The organism is Arachidicoccus ginsenosidivorans (genome assembly GCF_007971385.1).
Classification (GTDB): Bacteria; Bacteroidota; Bacteroidia; order Chitinophagales; family Chitinophagaceae; genus Arachidicoccus; species Arachidicoccus ginsenosidivorans.
The window spans coordinates 60,328-79,096 of sequence record NZ_CP042434.1 but is presented as its reverse complement, the minus strand read 5'-3'; the positions used below and the strand labels follow the sequence as shown (position 1 = coordinate 79,096).

Sequence of the window (18,769 nt, the reverse complement as noted above, 5' to 3'; positions counted from 1 at the left end):
TTATATAGGCATATGGATCGATCTAAATTATGCTGATATTGATTGATGAAATGATAAGCAAAATTGAATCTATGATAATATTTATCGATATTTTTAAAGGAAAAAATGACAGATTTGCATAAGCGGGTTAATATGAAGTGAAATTTAATCAGTGTAAGGGCTTTGATGTGAATGAATTGTTTAGACAGCCGTTGATTTTACAGCAATTATGGAGAATTTAATAACTGGTGAAGAGGTTGGTTGGTTGATCAATTATAAAATTAATGAATTCAACAATGTTGGCGCTGCGGTATGAAGAGAACGGGAATATTAAATTAATAGCCATTTAAAGACCGTGCTGCATAAAAAGTTGAATATAATTGGGGCCAATCACCTGTATGCAAGGAGAAAGCTACATCACTGCAGATATATATACCAAAGTAATCGTATTCTATTTGAGATAGTGAGCATCCTAAGTAGTTAAATTTTCAAAATTGAAAAAATAAAAATGACAAATCTTAAAATAAAACTTTTGATTATTTGCGTAATCAGTATGTTTGCTAATATTTTGGACAGGTTGCTGGTGGCCCCCATGCCAGTGCTTCAAATGCTACACTGACAAAGGGCCTTCAAGGCCAACGCCCCAATATATTATTGATTATCGCTGATGATCTCTCCAAGACCTTACCGCTTTATGGAGATCAAACGATTATTACACCTGGTATGAATGGCGTTGCTAAAGATGGTGTTGTTTTTGACCATGCCTATTGCACCGCTTCCTCCTGCACGCCATCAAGGGCAAGCATATTAACCAGTAAATACCCACACCAATTGCAGCAAGGAGGGAATCTTCATGGAACATTACCCATAAAATATGATAATTATGCGAGCATCTTGGCCCAAAATGGGTATCGCGTAGGTTTAAGTGGAAAAGGCTGGGCACCAGGTGATTATAAACCTGGAGGGTATAAACATAATCCTGCAGGTAAATCCTATAAAAGCTTCGAGGCTTTTATGAAAGATCAGCCAGCAGATCAACCATTTTGTTTCTGGCTCGGTAGTCACGATCCGCACCGCCCATACAAAGCCTCGCTGAAAGAAGAATATGGGATTGATTCATTAAAAGTAAAAGTGCCAATTTGGCTTCCAGACAACAAACAAGTGCGCAATGATTTTTTAGATTATTATGCCGAATCAAAACGTTTTGACCGAATGATTGAAGGAGCAATCGCACTATTAAAGAAAAAAGGCATATATGATCAGACATTAATTGTTATTACAAGTGATAATGGTATGCCCTTTCCAAGAGTTAAGGCGAATGCTTATGATTTAAGCACGAATATACCTTTGATCATTCGCTGGGGAGATCATTTTATTAAAGGGAAACGGTTAAATGAATTTGTAAGCCTGATTGACCTTGCACCGACCTTTCTTTCTGCTGCAGGGGTAAAAGTACCGCGAGCTATGTTGGGCAAGTCATTGCTAGGACTCCTTGCCACTGGTAAGTCGGAACATCCGAGACAAGCCATCTTTAGTGAAAGAGAAAGACATGCTTACGTAAGAGCGAGCAATGTGGGCTACCCGGTTCGGGCGATTAGAACTAACCGGTATTTATATATCAATAATTTGCGGCCAGCACGTTGGCCTGCTGGTGATCCGGCAAATTTAGAATCGAATAGATTCTATGGAGATATTGATAATGGACCGACTAAAAAGTTATTATTGGAAAATAAAGATACGCCTGCTTATCAAAATTTTCGCATTTGGAGCCTGGACAAACGACCTAGTGAAGAACTTTATGATCTGAAAAAAGATCCTGATCAATTGGTAAATCTTGCAGGAAAACCGGCTTGGTCTAAGGTTCAAAAGGAATTAGCTGAGCGTTTGATGCATTGGAGAAAAAACACAAACGACCCAGTCACAGACAAGGTGGATCCATTTGATCATTACCCTTATTATGGTGTGCCAAAGTGGGGAATAAAGTAAAACTGGGAAAATATTAATTAAAGGGGGATAACAGAGATACAAGACGCTATTAGCCAACAAACTTGACCTAATTATTTTCTTAATTTAATTAGGTAAAAAGTCTTACGTCTTAGTGAAACCCAAACACCTTCCATTAGTGAGGTAATGCTCAGATAAAATATATGCAAGCCTAATTCACTCCCAATTGTTTGGATAAGGGATGGTGGCTATTATCCCTAACAGAACCACTAACTTTAATGCGCTATTGTCCAAGGAATTATAATAATTTCTTATAAGATTTTATGACCGACTAACACAAACTTACCAGTAAATACTGAGTGTTAACTGGTTTAGTTTTCCTTAAAATTGTAATTAAAAATTGCATTAGTCAAAACCATTATAGGTTATATAGAGGAGATCTCAATAGAATTTGACCTGCTAGATATTGAAAATATTGAGCTTCCATTTTAAAAAAAGATTTATTAATGCAAAAAACCGCCATAATTAAAATGACGTTGAAATTATGCTGCCTTTTAGCGTTAGCGAAGAAAATCGACCACATATAAATAATTAACACAAAATTCAACCGAATTGGCGCTTGTAGGAAAACTTTCAATGAATATGATTCATTAATATTAGTAATATAATTGGAGTTTTTTATCCTTTATAGCTCCTAAGTCTTTAATGACAATGTTGTTAAAAGTTTTGGCAGTTTTCAGAAAAAAATCAGAAACAATTAATACTGTTTAACGGTATTTTTAATTTTATTTTAATGAAATGATAATAGATGTTGAATCTATGAGATTATATGTAGATATTATTATAATAAAATGTTACAGATTTGCATATTAAGATTAACGTAAGGTTTAATAATTAGGATTGCCTTGGACGTTGCTTTAATATGTTTTAATTATTACCTATTATTTGGTTATATAATATAAGGAATTATTTTTTTAACTGTCTACATTACTCTATGATATTTAAATAACTCCAATAGTAAGTATTAGAGCTGATAAATTAATGTTTTTTTAACATCGAAATATTATATCGGTTTTGAAGCTAATGGATTTGTTGATATTTTTTAGTGGTATTATTTATTAGTAATCTGGACGTTTTAATTTAATTATAAGTAGCCGGTGTTAAAATATATGGCCTGCGTGAGAGAGCCAAATAGATTTTTTGAATGCTAGAGAAAATATAATTGTTTCATTTGAGAAGAGAACAAAAATATACTTAATGCAGCATGTCTGAATATGATCCGTAAGGAATAAAATGTGTGCATAAGCACTGGACTATTGCATTTTATTATATCTATAAAATTTGATTTTATAGGTACTGGGGAACTTTTTGCAACTATTCACTAGATATTAATTTAAAGTATATGAAAAAAGTAAGATTTAAAAAATGGTGCATGTTATTTAAAATGATAACGCTTGCGCTGATTACATTTCTTTTTGTGCAATGCAAAAAGGGGGTGAATGAAGATGTGGTCAAAGGATTTGATCCTTCAAAAGATGTTGTTATTTCAGATTTCTTTCCTAAAGAAGGAGGTGTTGGGACTAACTTAATTTTGTATGGTAGTAATTTTGGTAATGATTTATCCAGGACGCAAGTAACTATTGGAGGAAAGCCTGCGAAAGTTGTCGGGGTACAAGGTAGTAGCTTGTATTGCGTTATTCCGGAAAAGGCATATGATGGTGATATAAAAGTTAGTATTGTGGATGAAAGTGGTGAGCAGTTGGCAAATGCGGAAGCTGTTGACTCTTTCTCGTATGTCAGAAAATGGCTAGTTTCTACATTTTTAGGAAAGTACTATGAAGTAGGTAGTGACTTTGAAGAAAAAGAAGGGCCATTTGATGATTGTGGTGCCTTTAAAGGGATTCTTTGGTTCTCCTTTGATCCTAAAAATCACGATCATTTATATTTTACAGCAGATGGTAATAGTTGCCGTATGATTGATTTTGATAAAGAATATGTTAGTTATTTCAGAACGGGGTTTGGAAGGACTTCAATTATTAGCTGGCGAACAGATGGTGATCAAGATATGATTGCTTCAGATAATCATGCCAGTGATACTAAGTACGGGAATTATATTTTCAGTCGATCCTCTGGTTTTACGCAAAAAGAGCCGGTTGAAGTATATGCGCGCGGCGTGAATGGTACGATGGTGCATCCCAATGGTGAGCTTTATTATTCAAGATACCGTGCAGGAGATGTTCGTCGTTACGATTTTAAGACAGGAGAGGATAAAATTGCATTTGCCAATCCTTATAGTGCTATTGCGGTTTATATGGTTATGCACCCATCGGGTAATTATGCTTATCTTATTGAATATGAAAAGCATTTTATTATGCGCACAGATTATGATCCTGTGAAGAAGATATTCAAAACACCTTATACAATAGCAGGAGCTGCGGGGTCGGCTGGTTATAGAGATGGTGTTGGAACCAATGCATTGTTGAATCACCCTGTACAAGGAGTATTTGTCAAAAATCCAGAATACGCTGATAACGGCGGGGATCAATATGATTTTTATTTCTGTGATAAAGATAACCATGCTATCCGAATTCTTACTCCTCAAGGAAGGGTGAGTACCTATGCTGGTCGCGGTAATAATGGTACGAGTGGATACGCGAACGGTGATCTGCGCACAGAAGCCCGTTTTAATAAACCGCAGGCAATTGCTTATGATGAACAAAGGAAATGTTTTTATATTGGTGATGCCGGCAACTGGATCATTCGGAAAATAGCACAAGAACAGTAATAAACGAAAACTAAATTAAATGTTAAAGAAAATATTTTTAATAGTATGTATTGCATTGTTAGCCGGCACAACTAATCTATGGGCGCAGGACGAAATGACCATTAGTGGTGTGGTGACAGATGTTAACAAAGCCCCGATGCCAGGTGTGAGCATTTCTATTAGTAATGTCGCCGGAACTGGTGTTATAACGGATAAGGATGGTAAATATAAAATCAAGTTACTTCCATATCATACCCTTGTTTTTACTTCTTTAGGATACGAAAAACAAGAGATTTTAGTGAAAGAACAGCAGGTTATTAATGTCACTATGGTGGAGGCCAAAGTGAGTGCATTAGATGAGGTTGTTGTAACGGCAACTGGTCCTCAGAAAAAGATATCTGTCACAGGAGCTATTACTTCGGTTGACGTAGAAGAGCTTAAATCAAATCCAAGTACTTCCGTTGCTGATGCCTTGGCAGGGAATGTTCCAGGTATTCAAGCGATGCAGACCTCTGGACGTCCAGGTAGTGTTTCTGAGTTTTGGATTCGTAGTATTTCTACGTTTGGCGGCAGTAGCGCAGCACTTGTTTTAATTGATGGATTTGAACGTGATTTAAATGAAGTTAACGTAGAAGATATTGCCTCATTTACCGTTTTGAAAGATGCCTCTGCTACGGCGATATATGGCACTAAGGGGGCAAATGGAGTTATTTTAATTACCACAAAAAAAGGAAAGAGAGGCAAAGTAAATATTAATGGTAAAGTTGAAGGATTTTATAGTAAATTAACCAAACTTCCTAAGTTCTCTGATGGTTATACCTATGCAACTTTGGCTAACGAGGCAAAAAATGCCCGTAATGAAGAACCTTTATATTCCGCTAGTGAATTGGAAATCTTAAGATTAGGGCTTGATCCAGATTTGTTTCCTGACGTCGATTGGATGGATGTTTTATTAAGAAATGGAGCCAAAAGTCAACGTAGTATTTTAAATATAAGTGGAGGTGGTAATACGGCCAGATACTATATTTCCGGAAGTTATCAGGATCAGCAAGGAATGTACAAGGTTGATGATGCTTTGGAGGATTATAACACTAACACCAATTTTAAGAAATATACATACAGGCTGACAGTGGATATGGATATCACTAAAACAACTTTATTGACCGCTGGTGTTTCTGGGTCTTTACGTAAGCAAAATGATCCTGGCGTGGGGAGTAATTCTATTTGGACCGCATTAATGGGTTATAACCCTATAACAGCCCCTATGATGTATTCAGATGGAAAAATACCTGCAGATGGAAATGATAATGGGGATCGCTTTAATCCTTGGGTTCAAGGTACTATGACGGGGTATAATGAAAGCTGGACCAATAATATTCAAACAACCCTTAATTTACGACAAAAGCTGGATTTTATTACAAAAGGACTCATGTTTTTAGGGCGATTTGGTTATGACACTTATAATAGCAACTACATAAAACGGGATAAACACCCTGAATTGTGGAAAGCTAGTCGCTACCGAAATACAGATGGAGAGCTTGTTTTTCAACGTATAGTGGAAGAGCAGAAAATGCAACAATCTTCTGGTTCAGATGGGGAAAAACGAGAGTTCCTTGAATGGGAGGTGCATTATGACAGAACAATTGGCAAACATAATTTTGGTGCAGTTACTAAATATACCCAATCTTCTAAAGTCTTTACTCAGAATATTGGAACGGATCTTAAAAATGGAATAGCCCGCCGCAACCAAGGACTAGCTGGACGCGTTAATTATAATTTTAAATCCCGGTATTTTATTGATTTTAATTTTGGTTATACAGGGTCTGAAAATTTCCATAAGGATTATCGTTTTGGCTTTTTTCCTGCAATTTCTGGAGCCTGGAATATTGGTCAGGAACCATTTTTAAAAAATGCTGGCTGGATTGACATGTTTAAAATCAGGTATTCTTATGGGAAAACTGGTAACGACGATTTAAATGGCGTCCGGTTCCCTTATTTATATACAATTGAACAAGGAGTTGAAGGTTATGAGTTTGCAGACTTTACTTCTAATAATACCTGGACCGGAATTCATTACTCCTCAGTAGCTTCTCCAGATGTTTCCTGGGAAGTGGCCACTAAGCAGGATTTAGGTCTCGATTACGCTTTTTTTAATAATAACTTTAATGGATCGGTTGATTACTTTCGTGAACGGCGCACAGGTATTTATATGGCCAGAAATTACCTGCCCGGGATTGTTGCCTTGGAAAGTGTACCCTCTGCAAACGTTGGTGAGGTGACTGCAAGCGGATTTGATGGTAATTTTTCGCTCAAGAAAAAAGTTGGTAGGGTAGATCTTACCATTAGAGGGAATATTACATATAGCAAAAATAAAATTGTTGAGCGAGATGAAGAAAATACCATTTATGAGTATAAACTCGATGAAGGACATCGTGTTAATCAAGCTAGAGGGCTGATTGATTTAGGGCTTTTCAAAGATTATGATGATATCCGTAATAGTCCAAGACAAACTTTCGGTGAGGTTATGCCTGGAGATATTAAATACAAAGATGTAAATGGTGATGGAATTATCGATGATAATGACCGGGTGGCCATTGGTGCGACTACAAAACCAAATTTGACTTATGGTTTTGGTATTTCTGGAAGCTGGAAAGGTTTAGATGTAAATGTTCATTTTCAGGGCGTAGGAAAATCAACCTATTTTATCAATGGTTCGACGGTTTATATGTTTAGTACAGGTGATGGTTGGGGTAATATTCTCGATGAGATGGCTAAGAGTAACCGTTGGATTTTGGGGGAAAATGAAGATCCCAATGCGGACTACCCTAGGCTCACTTATGGCAATAATGCAAATAATAACCGTGCTTCAACTTTTTGGCTCAGAGATGGTTCATACTTACGCTTGAAAACGTTGGATATTGGGTACACTTTACCTAAGACATTTGTGAACCGCGTTCACCTCAGTAACGTCCGGATCTTTTTTATTGCTACTAATTTACTCACATTTACCAAATTTAAACTTTGGGATCCTGAGTTAGGAAGCGCAACCGGAAAGGTTTATCCATTGAGCAAAACATTTTCACTCGGTTTATCAGCTAGTTTATAAAAATAGAAAGAAATGAAAAAATTAATAATTTTATTATCAATTACGAGCATCAGCTTTATGTTAAGTGGTTGTTCGAAGTATCTGGATTCTGACTACCTGTTTGATGAACGCATGTCTACAGAGGATGTATTCACTAATTCTGATTATGCCAACAGGTGGTTGGCCAGGGCTTATTATTTTTTAGGAAGTGACTATATGCAGGATGTTGCCAGCAAGAAAAAAGTGCCCTTCAATTTTGCAGATGATATGTATTATGGCGATGAATCTGATGGCTACAAAAGGTGGAAAAATGGACAATATACTGAAAGTGGAGTTCATGGAGAAAGCCTGCAAATATGGAATACTGCATATCTAGGAATTAGGCAAGCTTCTGTTTTTTTACAAAATATTGACATAAACAAAGAACTTTCCAAAGAAGAAATCGCCGATATGAAAGGCCAAGCTAGATTTTTGCGTGCCTATTTTTATTGGGAGCTGCTTAAAGTCTTTGGCCCCGTTCCTATTGTACCTGATGAAGGGATTGACTATACCAAGGAATACGACGAGATAGCGCAAAAAAGGAACACCTATGAAGAGTGTGCGGAATATATTGCCACTGAAATGGCCGAGGCAGCCAAAACGCTTCCACTTAGTGAAGGTATTCAGCAAATTGCCCGGCCGACTAGAGGAGCGGCATTAGCACTAAGGGCAAGAGTGTTGTTGTATGCAGCAAGTCCTCTGGCTAATGGAAAGGCGCCTGCTGCGGTGGCGGCGGCAATGAAAGACAGACAAGGCAATCCTTTATTATCCCCTACCTATGATGAGTCTAAATGGGCAAGAGCAGCAGCTGCTGCTAAAGATGTGATTGATTTGGGTAGGTACCATTTATATGTCGCCTATCGTCGTGAGACTGGAGATATAGCCTATCCTCCGACCGTAACACCTCCTTTTGATCCCCAGTTTTCAAATAGTAATTGGCCAAATGGGTGGAAAGATATTGATCCTTTTGAATCCTATCGTTCAATTTTTAATGGAGAGGTACAGGCTTTTGAAAATCCTGAATTGATTTTTACGCATGGTCAGAATCAAGGCTCCGAAGGTATTAATGTACTTGTATTGCATCAATTACCACGTCTTGAAGGAAAGGGCTATAATTCACATGGTATGACCCAAAAGCAAGCGGATGCCTATTACATGAATGATGGCACAGATATACCAGGCATGAATAGTATGTACAGTAATTTACCGATTTATAAAGATCGCTTTAATACACGGCCTCGCCCGACTGATTTTGTGACAATTGATGATTTAGCTGATTATCCTGAACTAGGCCCACTGGGTGTTGGAGTAAGTAAGCAGTATGTACAACGGGAACCTCGATTTTACGCTTCTGTGTCTTATAATGGATCCACCTGGAATTTTTTGAATGCCACTACTGAAAATGATGAAAAAAAGAATGTTCAGATATTTTATTACCGTGGTGACCCTAATGGGTATAAAAATACTACTTATTGGCCAAGATCTGGTATCGGCATAAAAAAATACATCAATCCAGATGATATCAGTAATGTAGCGGTAACGGCCTACGACCAGGGTAGAATGGTAAAAAAAGTGGATCCAGCTATCAGGTATGCGGAGGTTTTATTGAATTATGCTGAGGCATTAAATGAATTGAGCGGGACGTCTTATTCTATACCTTCATGGGATGGTAAGAAAACACATGTTATCACACGCAATATTGATGAGATGAAAGCCGGTGTCCAGCCAATTCGGATTCGTGCTGGCTTGCCAGACTATTCTAGTGAAGTTTATGCTGATAGAGACAAGTTCCGGATTAAAATTAAAAGAGAACGCCAGATCGAATTATTTGCCGAAGGACAGCGTTATTTTGATTTGCGTCGTTGGACAGATGCTCCCCAAGAAGAAGCAGCTCCAGTTTATGGATGTAATGCTTATTCTACTAGAGATCAGGCGGTTCTTTTCCATACGCCAGTTGCAATTCCTTCCATGCCATCCATTTTTACTTTAAAGATGTGGTTTTGGCCAATTGATTTTACGGAATTAAAACGCAATAAGGAATTGACACAAAATCCAGGTTGGACTTATCCTGAATAATAATTACCTATACAATATTTTGCAGTAATTGGTTCGACCTATGGAAATCGACGAATAAAATTTGTAATGGTTGTTTTAATAAGCATGTGTCTTATTACAATTAAATTAAAAAAATAATGATGAATAAGTATTTAATTAGATCACTTTTGGCCTTTACGGTGGCAATGGGCCTTATATTTATATCTTGTAATGACTCCTGGAAGGTTGAACAATTTGAACAAATGGCCTCCTTTAAAGCTGAACCCAATACGCAGGGTGTTACTTGGGCCTATGTTCGTTATAATCCAGAAGGGAAAGTACGTTACGAATTACCAGTTATTATAAGCGGATCAACCAATAATTCAAAAGATCGTATTGTTCATATTGGTTTAGACCCTGATACTTTGGCTATTTTAAATCATGAACAATATGGAGACCGCCAGGAACTCTATTTTAAGCAACTAGATCCTAAATATTATAGTATGCCGTCCACCATTGAGATTCCCGCCGGGCAAAGTACAGCGACTATTCCAATTGATTTTACTTTAGGGGATTTGGATCAATCAGATAAATGGGTGCTGCCCCTGCAGATAATTGACTCATCTGCCTATGATTATAAAGCAAATCCCAATAAAACTTACCGAAGAGCTATGTTACGTATTAACCCCTTTAATGATTATTCTGGGACTTATGGAGGTACTTTATATAAGATTTATTTAGGGGACGATACAGACCCATTGACAATAAATACCCATAGAACATTCGTTGTTGACGATAGTACTATTTTTATTTATGCGGGTACAAGAGATATCGATTATTTGGATCGAAAGAATTACAAAGTCTTTATGAAATTCACCAATGATTCCATTGATATTCAGAAACGAAAATTAGAACTATGGAGTGATAATCAAGAATATAATAATTTCAAACTAGGTAGCAATCAATCCTATTATACCATAGAAGAAGAGCAAGATCCTAAACAACCTTATATGATACACAAGTATTATACATTATACGTGGATTACCAATTTGAAGATTATAATACTGTTCCCGGACAACGGCTAAAATACAGGGTCAATGGTACGCTAACTATGCAGCGAGATTTAAATACGTTGATTCCAGACGAGGATCAGCAAATACAGTGGTAAAGAGTTTGGTTTGTTTGTAATGGATATATAAGTAATACCCGGTCATCACCAGATTTAATTAATCTGGTTGATGACTGGGTATTAAATTTGTTTTATGTGAAAACCTTCTGTTTTTCATGGTGGTTTTAATGATTGGGGGCTAATCAGCTATATTTAGTTCATCCTTTTTTCAAAAAGAGTGGTTGTAATAAAATGTATTCAGGTTTTCTTATTTTGTTAATGATCTTCCTTGATTTTTTTCTAAGGTTTCTTCGTATTCCCTCAAAAACAGCGGGCAATTCCAATAGTATTGGCGTAAAATCATAATTTATGGCTAGTGTTATCCACATTTGTTAAGTATGTAGAGATATTTTTGCATAAAACATAATAAATATCCCCAACTGGACGCAGTGTACATAGGTGTTGAAACCCGTATCCGACAGGGGATTTTTATACACACCGATAATGTCAAATATGAACTAGGGTTCGTACATAATTAACTTCCGATTCAATAGTTTAATCGTTTGAGCTATGGAGAGGTGGGTAATGCAGCGGTTGCTCCTTATCAGACGCTTGGTGGCCTTGCTGCCATAAATTGTAATTATGGAAGTACAAATGTTACAGGTACATATCCTGTTAATATACCAAATCCAAATCTAGGCTGGGAATATACATAATCAATAAACGCAGGAATGGATTTTGCGCTCTTTGAAAACAGAATAAATGGTTCAATTGGTTTCTATCATCAGTAAACGACAAGCATCATCTTGCCACAAAATTTACCTATCACTACAGGTTACAGCTCACAATTTTTTGCTAATGTTGGCAAAACCGAAAACAAAGGGATTGAATTCGGACTGACTTCGATTAATTTTAAGCCCGTAAGTAGAAGCACTTTCGGTTGGACTACGAATCTGAGCGTTAGCCTTAATAGGAATAAAATTACCGCTTTGTCTTCTGGCGTAACAGAGGATATCGGAAGTAACCGGTTTGTGGGTTACCCGATAAATAGCCTATATAATTAGTGTCTGTCAGAAAATGAGGTAGTTTTAAAATTTTAGCATCAAATAAAGGAGGCCTTTGGCCTCAAAAATTTTTTTTCAAAACTATCACATATTATAATATATAATATATAATATATAATATGATGCCATTTTAGGCTCTAAATTACAAGTATCCTTGTATTATGGGCATACCATCCCCACTGAGATGCTTTTGGAGGCTTCAGTGGGGGGCTTTTAGGCTGCTTCTCTTACAGCTGGCTTTTGCCTTTTACGTGTTGGCTTTTGTTTTTGTTTTTCCAGAAGGTTGCCTAGAATATGTAGATTGTGAGCCAAGACGCTTATCCCTGCATATCGGTTGAAGCCTTTCACTCCTTTGTCCATACATTTGCCTAATCCATGATGCTCCAACATATTGATATTGCTTTCTACAGCACTATGTTTATGTCTGAGTTTTACGAACTCAGCTTCAGCCTCTTTCTTTTTTTCTTCTTTGTTCTTTTTACCTTTTTTGGGAAGGATGATCTTCTTTATTTTGGAAGCTTCTAGTGTTTCCAGATTTTCAAAACTATAAAACCCTTTATCAAAACTAATGCTACTGATGTCTTTATTGGGATATATTTTTTCAAGGCGCTCCACTAGGCTTGGAACCTGAGCAGCATCACGTTCATCATACATGACCTTATAATCTACAATGAACTGGTATTGGTCAGTTGTAACAAGGAACAGATGTCCAAGTTCTACTTTATTATTGGCTTTTCCTTTGGTCAGCCATTCCGTATCTGGTTCAAATATGGAATATCTCTTTTCTTCAGATGGAATCGTTTCTCCTTTTAACAAGCGGCGATCGATCTGATTGGTAAAGGTCATCGCATAATCTCTAAAGGTTCTAAGGGCGATTAAAATGACGATGGCCTTGCTATTTAGAACCAGTTTATTATTATAAAGGATGCCGTTGGTTTTTTCGATCAATTCATTTGCCTTCTTAAGGTAGTCCTCTACAGAAGCTTTCTTCTTCTCAGCTGTCTTGCCCTTATATACCTGGAACATCGTAGCCCGGTACTGCGCTTTCAACTTACTATAATTTGACTTAAGTTTACGCCAGCCCTTTATATTAGAAACTTCTTCCTTAAGGGATTCTACTAAATCAAATATCTTACGACAACTGTCCCAAAGCAGGCCGAGGTCCGTTGGAAAATCAACATCCTTTTCAATGGCATAACTATCTGTTTTTAGACGAAGCTCTTCCTCTTTTTTTTTATGATGGAGTAGCCTGCTTCCACTACAACTCCATTGATTTCCCTTAAAGTCTCTTCATCTAACAGGCTTACGTTATCCAATATGGTTTGATAGTTAAATTCTATATTGTCATCTGAAAAGCCCGTCTGATACACGCCCATTATACTCCTGGTATATCTATCACTATTGGCCATATAGTGAAGCTTGTCCCAATCTGTTCCCATGGCATGTCTTACCACTGCTAGAACAAGCACGTGCCATAAATCCATTCCTTTTCTGCCTACTTTCTTTTTAGCTTTTGGGAACACCCTTTTCTCCAGAATCTCAAACACATTTTCATTTAACTCGGGTGTCGTAAAGATAAATTGGAGTGCCTTGAATATCGGTGGCAACTCATCCCGGCTCTTGAAATTCAAATTTGCATCCGCTATCGGAAGGGTCCTAAGAGTGGTTTTTTGCTCGAATCTTTGACGCATAATTGAAAAATATTAAGGGAGGGTTAACTATTATACGACAAATATAATCAATTTATACTGATAATAAATGAAATATATATTATTAATATAAATTAATTATCCACCAGTGTGGATAACTTTCGAGCTGATAAATTTGCTGAAACTCAAGCGGGATCAGCTTTTAAGGATTTTTCTGGCAGAGACTAAGTATAAAAGATTAGGTATTTGGCAAAACACAGCAGAAGATTCCGCACTAGCGAGAAGTCTTAAGTTAACCTTGGTTGGATCGGCATCGGTTTTATGCTACATTAAATGACGCGTTTATCTTGTTTTTGCCTTTAGTCAATAAGTTTCATGGAATTGATCCAGAGGCAGCTGGCAGCCTCGGTACTGATCTTCCCGCAATAAAATCACTACTTTTTGGCCTAAATATCTCATTTTAAAATTTTAAGATTATAGGATGCCATACAAGTATTACCAGCAAGCCCTATGGATAACGATGTACTCCTGGGGAAGGCAACTGCGGCTGCCGCTAAGCACCTACTTGCGAAAGTATATCTGGCAAGGGGATATTCTTCAGCGAAAAAATCAGATGATTTTAAGAATGCTTATAATGCTGCTAAATCTGTTCTTGATAATGTTGACGCATTAGGTCTAGGTTTATTACCTGATTTTGCTTCTGTATATGCGGAAGGAAATGAAGCTAATAAAGAAGTTTTATTTAGTGTTCAACACACCTCTAATCTTACTTATAATAATGTGAGTAATACGCTTAATTTTTTGTTTGTAATGGGGTATGAAAATTTTCCTGGATTAATAAGGTCCATGGCGTATGGTAGACCATATGCTCGGGTTAGACCAACTGATTGGCTTTCAAATATTTGTTTTGCGGACAAAATAAACGATACTAGGTATTTTAAAACATTTCAGTCTGTATGGTTGGCTAATAGTGCTGATAAGATTCCAAAAGAAAACGGTGTCCCAAAATATAGTGTTGGTGATACTGCGATTTATATGCCTGGCGTGGATGTTTCTGATGCCAAAATTGATGCGTCCCGATACTTACTAGTTCCGCCAAGAAATTACAACCTTCAACTTTTCACCACCATGCTAAAATATCAAGATACAAAAAGGACTGCTATAAATGACGTATCTATAAGGCCAGTTATTGTTTATAGATTAGGTGAGACCTATTTGCTTGCTGCAGAGGCAGCCTTTCAGCTTGGTGATAAACAAAGTGCAGCAAAATATATTAACATAGTTAGGGAAAGGGCAGCCGCAGCTAATATTTCTCCTTCTGTAATGGATATTAAACCAGCTGATGTAACGCTTGATTAAATATATGATGAACGTTCTCGAGAACTTTGCGGAGAACAATGCAGGTGGTTAGATTTGGCAAGTTCTGGACAATTAATTAAAAGGGTAAAATTATATAACATGGATGCAGCACCGAATATAGAAGAAAAACACACTTTGCGTCCAATTCCACAATCACAAATCGACAGGATAATAACTGGTCCTAGATATCCTCAAAATGAGGGATATTAATTTATGGGTATAGTAGTGGGGAAATATGATTTTGTATTGCTCACTCTTTACTTATTCTTTAAAATTGTACCCATCCTTAGCTAAAGTTAGATATTTAGTTACTGGATGGGTACATTTTTAAATATTGAAGGTGATAAGGTTACTTTTGAATTTTGACGTTGGCTATTTTTAGTTTGAAATTTTACTGTTCATTTGATTAAAGCTTTGCCTTTAATTTATGTTCTGATTCAAGGGTAGTGTCAAAATAAATTTATTAATGGTGGCTGTTTGCGAATCCAGCTTTAATGAACCGTGGTGCAATCTTGCAAGCGTCCGACACAGCGAAAGTCCCAACCCAGCTCCAGAACTACTTTTAGCAGTGTCCATCCTTACAAATGGCTCAAATATACGCTCACTATCCATCGGATCGATTATTGGCCCGTCATTAATTGTACTAAATATTACCTGGTTTGTCGCTTCATTTACGGTTAATATAGCCTCTAGCCTCGTATCTGCATATTTAGTCCCATTATCTAATAAGTTCGTCAAAATCTTCGTTAAAGCATCCTTATCGGCTTCCAATATTATGGAATCCTCAGGCAATTGCATTTTAAACTTTAATCCTTTTTCCTTTGTGAGTGCTTTAAAATCTGGTTTTATCTCATTTAAAATTTGACTTATATTAACCTTTTCAAATTTAAGATTATAACCAGAAACTTCGGTTTTTCTAAAATCCAATAATTGCTCACTCAGTGCAATAAGCCGGACAGTATTGCGCTGAATCATCCTTATATACTTTTGTATGGCAGGATACTGGTCGATTTGCTTGGTTATTTTCTCTAAAGGCGCCTTGATTAGAGTAAGTGGAGTTTTAATTTCATGTGTAACATGGGTGAAAAAGTTTATTTTAGCCTCATAAAGCTCTTTTTCTTTTTCATAGGCCATATGTTCGACCAGCCGCTTATTTTTTTCTTTTTGTCGGTCGTGGTAGCTCCTTAATAAAAGTGTTAAGATCCCTAGACCAATCAACCAGTAAAGCACAATGGCAAGATTGCTTTCCCAGAAGGCAGGCAATATTCTTATATACAATATGGCTTCCTTGTTGTTCCATTTACCGCTTACATTGGTTGATTTTACCCTAAAAGTGTAATCACCAGGGGATAAATTGGTAAAATAGACCTTTCTGTTTCTGCTTAGATACGTCCAGTTATTATCCAGTCCATCGAGTTTGTATTGATATTGCAGCATTTCAGGAGCAGTATAGGAGAGTGCTGCAAATTCGATGGTTAGAGATGATTTTTTATGAGGAATTTCTATAAAGTGAGGAAGCCTATCCCTGTTGCTGTCCTCAGCAACCTTGCTATTAAGTAAATCATTCCAGGACGCAATTTCTATTCCTTCTGCTTGAACGGAGGTAATATATAATGGAGCTGTAAATTTGGATTCAGAGAAATTGTTAGGGTTAAAACTGATCATTCCTTTTACACAACCAAAATATAATCTCCCCGAAGAATCCTTAAAACCTGAGTTGTAATTAAACTGATCGCTGAGCAGCCCATTAGCGGTTGTGAAAATTTCTTTTTTATTGGTATGCGTATTCCAACTCATAAGCCCTCTGGAAGTAGTGACCCATAATAGCCCTTTTTCATCCTGTAATATTTTGTAAATAGTATTGGCGGGCAGACCATCTTGGACTGTAAATTTTTTAAATTTATGTAGACTGTCGGAATGGCTGTTTTGCAGGCATAATCCGCCTCCTTCCGTACCAACCCAGATGCGGTGCATATTGTCCTCAAAAGTACAAGTGATCCAGTTATTGCTGATGGATGTTTCATTGCCTTGTTGGTGCAAATACGCTTGCAGCTCCTTTGAAGCTGGGTTATAACAGTAAAGCCCGCTACCCATCGTTCCTATCCATATGCGGTCTTTACTGTCGAGCATTATGGTGTGAATAAACGCGCCACCCAGTTTTGGGATGATTGGCTCAAAATAATTGCCTTTTTTATTGGGATACGGGTGATATTTGTATAAACCTAGACGCGTACCGACATAAATCGTTCCGTCAGGTGTGCGGCAGAGACTTACAATAAAACTGCTTTTTAGTACTTGTTGAAAGCTTGTTTGGTTATATTTCTCAGGGAAGTGCCGGATGACCTTGTTTGTTTTCAAGTCCAAAACATCAAGCCCATGTTCAAAGGTGCCAATAAGCAACGTATCTCCATATGCTAATAATGCATGGATATTCGGATAGGCGATATCGGTTTTTTTGTTTGTGGCTAAGAAGTGTTTAACTTTCCCTGTATTCGGATTCAACCTGTTCAGTCCACCGTCTTCTGTTCCAATCCATAAATTTCCATATTTATCCTGGGTGATTTCCCTGACTACATTACCAGAAATGGAACCTTCCCTACTTTGACTACTATAATATTTTTGAAAATTGCTATAAGGGTGCGCATAGTAGTTAAGTCCTCCCGAATAGGTTCCCGCCCATACACCCCTTCTCTGTCAACCGTTAATGAATAGACAGCATTGTCACTTAAAGAATAGGAATCTCCTGTTTTTTGACTAAGGTTTTGATAACTACCCGTATGTAGATTATAAATATAAATGCCGGATTCAGAGGCGATCCAAATGACTGAGTCGCCTACTTCCTTAAAATCCCTGGCAAATATCCCGTTATTTTCACTATTATAGGTAAGCAAGTCTTTAACAGATCTGGTCTCTGGATCAAAGAGTTTTGCGCCAAAGTTAGCGGTGCCAATAAGAATTCTGCCATCTTTCATTGAGTAAATCCTTTCGATCCATTTTGCGCTTAAATGATGGCCAGCCCTGAAAACTTCATAATGTTCTAGGGTAAAATGATTTGTCTCAAGGTCATAATGAAGTTGGTGTAGACCTCCTGTAGCTGTAGCCACCCATATTTGCCCACCTGGTGTTTTACAAATAGCAGTAGCTTCCAGATTTTGGACTACGGGCACAGGTAATATTTTATAAGTGCGCAGATTTAGACAGAGGAGTTTTTTGTTTGTAATGACCCAGAGACGACCGTAGTTGTCCTCAGTTATGCCATCTACCTCGCCAGCCGTTTTTAAAATGAAATCGAACGATTCTTTAAGTGGGTCAAATTTGAAAACGCCAATTCGTGTGCCAATATAAAGCAGGTCTCGGACTCCTGAGGTGTCTAAATACAAACTGCGGATATAGCTATCTTTTAAATCTTTGGCGCTATCCCCACTTCTATATTCTTTAAAATTATATCCGTTGAAACAATCTAATCCATCTTTGGTGCCTAGCCATAGAAATCCGTGTCTATCTAATTCAGAACAAAAAACTGTATTATTGGATAACCCATCCTCGACTTGATAGTGCCTGAAATAATAGGGTTGTGCCTTTATAGGAGAAAATGGGCTAAATAAGCATATCAACAGCAGAATCCCAATTATTAGTGAAGGCATTTTGACTAAATGCCTGAACCAAAAGAATTGAATTCGCCAATTATTGATAGCAGTAAATGCGACTTTATGCCTGGTCATCTGTTGTTTATATGTCTAGTT

At 37.2% G+C, this 18,769-nt stretch carries 9 protein-coding genes and 1 pseudogene; 6 read left to right on the top strand and 4 right to left on the bottom strand.

What is annotated here, in order from left to right; all coding sequences use genetic code 11:
- Window positions 1–633: 633 nt before the first annotated feature.
- The 5 genes from FSB73_RS00290 (at window position 634) to FSB73_RS00270 (ending at window position 11,014) form a co-directional block, all read left to right on the top strand.
- The gene (locus FSB73_RS00290; protein WP_146779644.1) at window positions 634–1,965 is read left to right on the top strand and encodes a sulfatase family protein; all 1,332 of its coding nucleotides are present in this window, start codon (window positions 634–636) and stop codon (window positions 1,963–1,965) included.
- A 1,360-nt stretch (window positions 1,966–3,325) separates the two neighbouring features.
- Window positions 3,326–4,708, top strand: coding sequence for an IPT/TIG domain-containing protein (locus tag FSB73_RS00285; RefSeq protein ID WP_146779643.1), 1,383 nt, complete (start codon window positions 3,326–3,328; stop codon window positions 4,706–4,708).
- A gap of 19 nt (window positions 4,709–4,727) precedes the next feature.
- The gene (locus tag FSB73_RS00280) at window positions 4,728–7,793 is read left to right on the top strand and encodes a SusC/RagA family TonB-linked outer membrane protein (RefSeq protein WP_146779642.1); all 3,066 of its coding nucleotides are present in this window, start codon (window positions 4,728–4,730) and stop codon (window positions 7,791–7,793) included.
- A gap of 12 nt (window positions 7,794–7,805) precedes the next feature.
- Window positions 7,806–9,887 carry a RagB/SusD family nutrient uptake outer membrane protein gene (locus tag FSB73_RS00275; protein WP_146779641.1) on the top strand — a complete coding sequence of 694 codons (2,082 nt, stop codon included), beginning with the start codon at window positions 7,806–7,808 and terminating at the stop codon, window positions 9,885–9,887.
- 116 nt (window positions 9,888–10,003) lie between these two features.
- The gene (locus FSB73_RS00270) at window positions 10,004–11,014 is read left to right on the top strand and encodes a DUF4973 domain-containing protein (protein ID WP_225974323.1); all 1,011 of its coding nucleotides are present in this window, start codon (window positions 10,004–10,006) and stop codon (window positions 11,012–11,014) included.
- 1,217 nt (window positions 11,015–12,231) lie between these two features.
- Here FSB73_RS00270 and FSB73_RS00260 read toward each other — a convergent pair.
- The gene (locus FSB73_RS00260; RefSeq protein ID WP_146779640.1) at window positions 12,232–13,068 is read right to left on the bottom strand and encodes a transposase; all 837 of its coding nucleotides are present in this window, start codon (window positions 13,066–13,068) and stop codon (window positions 12,232–12,234) included.
- A 158-nt stretch (window positions 13,069–13,226) separates the two neighbouring features.
- Window positions 13,227–13,709, bottom strand: coding sequence for a hypothetical protein (locus FSB73_RS00255; protein WP_146779639.1), 483 nt, complete (start codon window positions 13,707–13,709; stop codon window positions 13,227–13,229).
- 468 nt (window positions 13,710–14,177) lie between these two features.
- On the opposite strand from FSB73_RS00255, the pseudogene FSB73_RS00250 reads away from it, so the two are divergent.
- Window positions 14,178–15,236: pseudogene (locus tag FSB73_RS00250) on the top strand (RagB/SusD family nutrient uptake outer membrane protein).
- Between the two features lie 210 nt (window positions 15,237–15,446).
- Here FSB73_RS00250 and FSB73_RS00245 read toward each other — a convergent pair.
- A complete protein-coding gene (locus FSB73_RS00245; protein ID WP_146779638.1) occupies window positions 15,447–17,528 on the bottom strand; it encodes a sensor histidine kinase in 2,082 nt (693 codons plus the stop codon).
- 68 nt (window positions 17,529–17,596) lie between these two features.
- On the bottom strand, window positions 17,597–18,670 hold the full coding sequence (locus FSB73_RS00235) for a ligand-binding sensor domain-containing protein (RefSeq protein WP_158639352.1): 1,074 nt from the start codon (window positions 18,668–18,670) through the stop codon (window positions 17,597–17,599).
- Between the last annotated feature and the right edge of the window lie 99 nt (window positions 18,671–18,769).

What these genes read in the sequence shown, in the direction of transcription:
- FSB73_RS00255 (WP_146779639.1), bottom strand. Translation starts at nt 13,709, where the DNA reads ATGCGTCAAAGATTCGAGCAAAAAACCACTCTTAGGACCCTTCCGATA.
- FSB73_RS00280 (WP_146779642.1), top strand. Translation starts at nt 4,728, where the DNA reads ATGTTAAAGAAAATATTTTTAATAGTATGTATTGCATTGTTAGCCGGC.
- FSB73_RS00235 (WP_158639352.1), bottom strand. Translation starts at nt 18,670, where the DNA reads ATGCCTTCACTAATAATTGGGATTCTGCTGTTGATATGCTTATTTAGC.
- FSB73_RS00275 (WP_146779641.1), top strand. Translation starts at nt 7,806, where the DNA reads ATGAAAAAATTAATAATTTTATTATCAATTACGAGCATCAGCTTTATG.
- FSB73_RS00270 (WP_225974323.1), top strand. Translation starts at nt 10,004, where the DNA reads ATGATGAATAAGTATTTAATTAGATCACTTTTGGCCTTTACGGTGGCA.
- FSB73_RS00285 (WP_146779643.1), top strand. Translation starts at nt 3,326, where the DNA reads ATGAAAAAAGTAAGATTTAAAAAATGGTGCATGTTATTTAAAATGATA.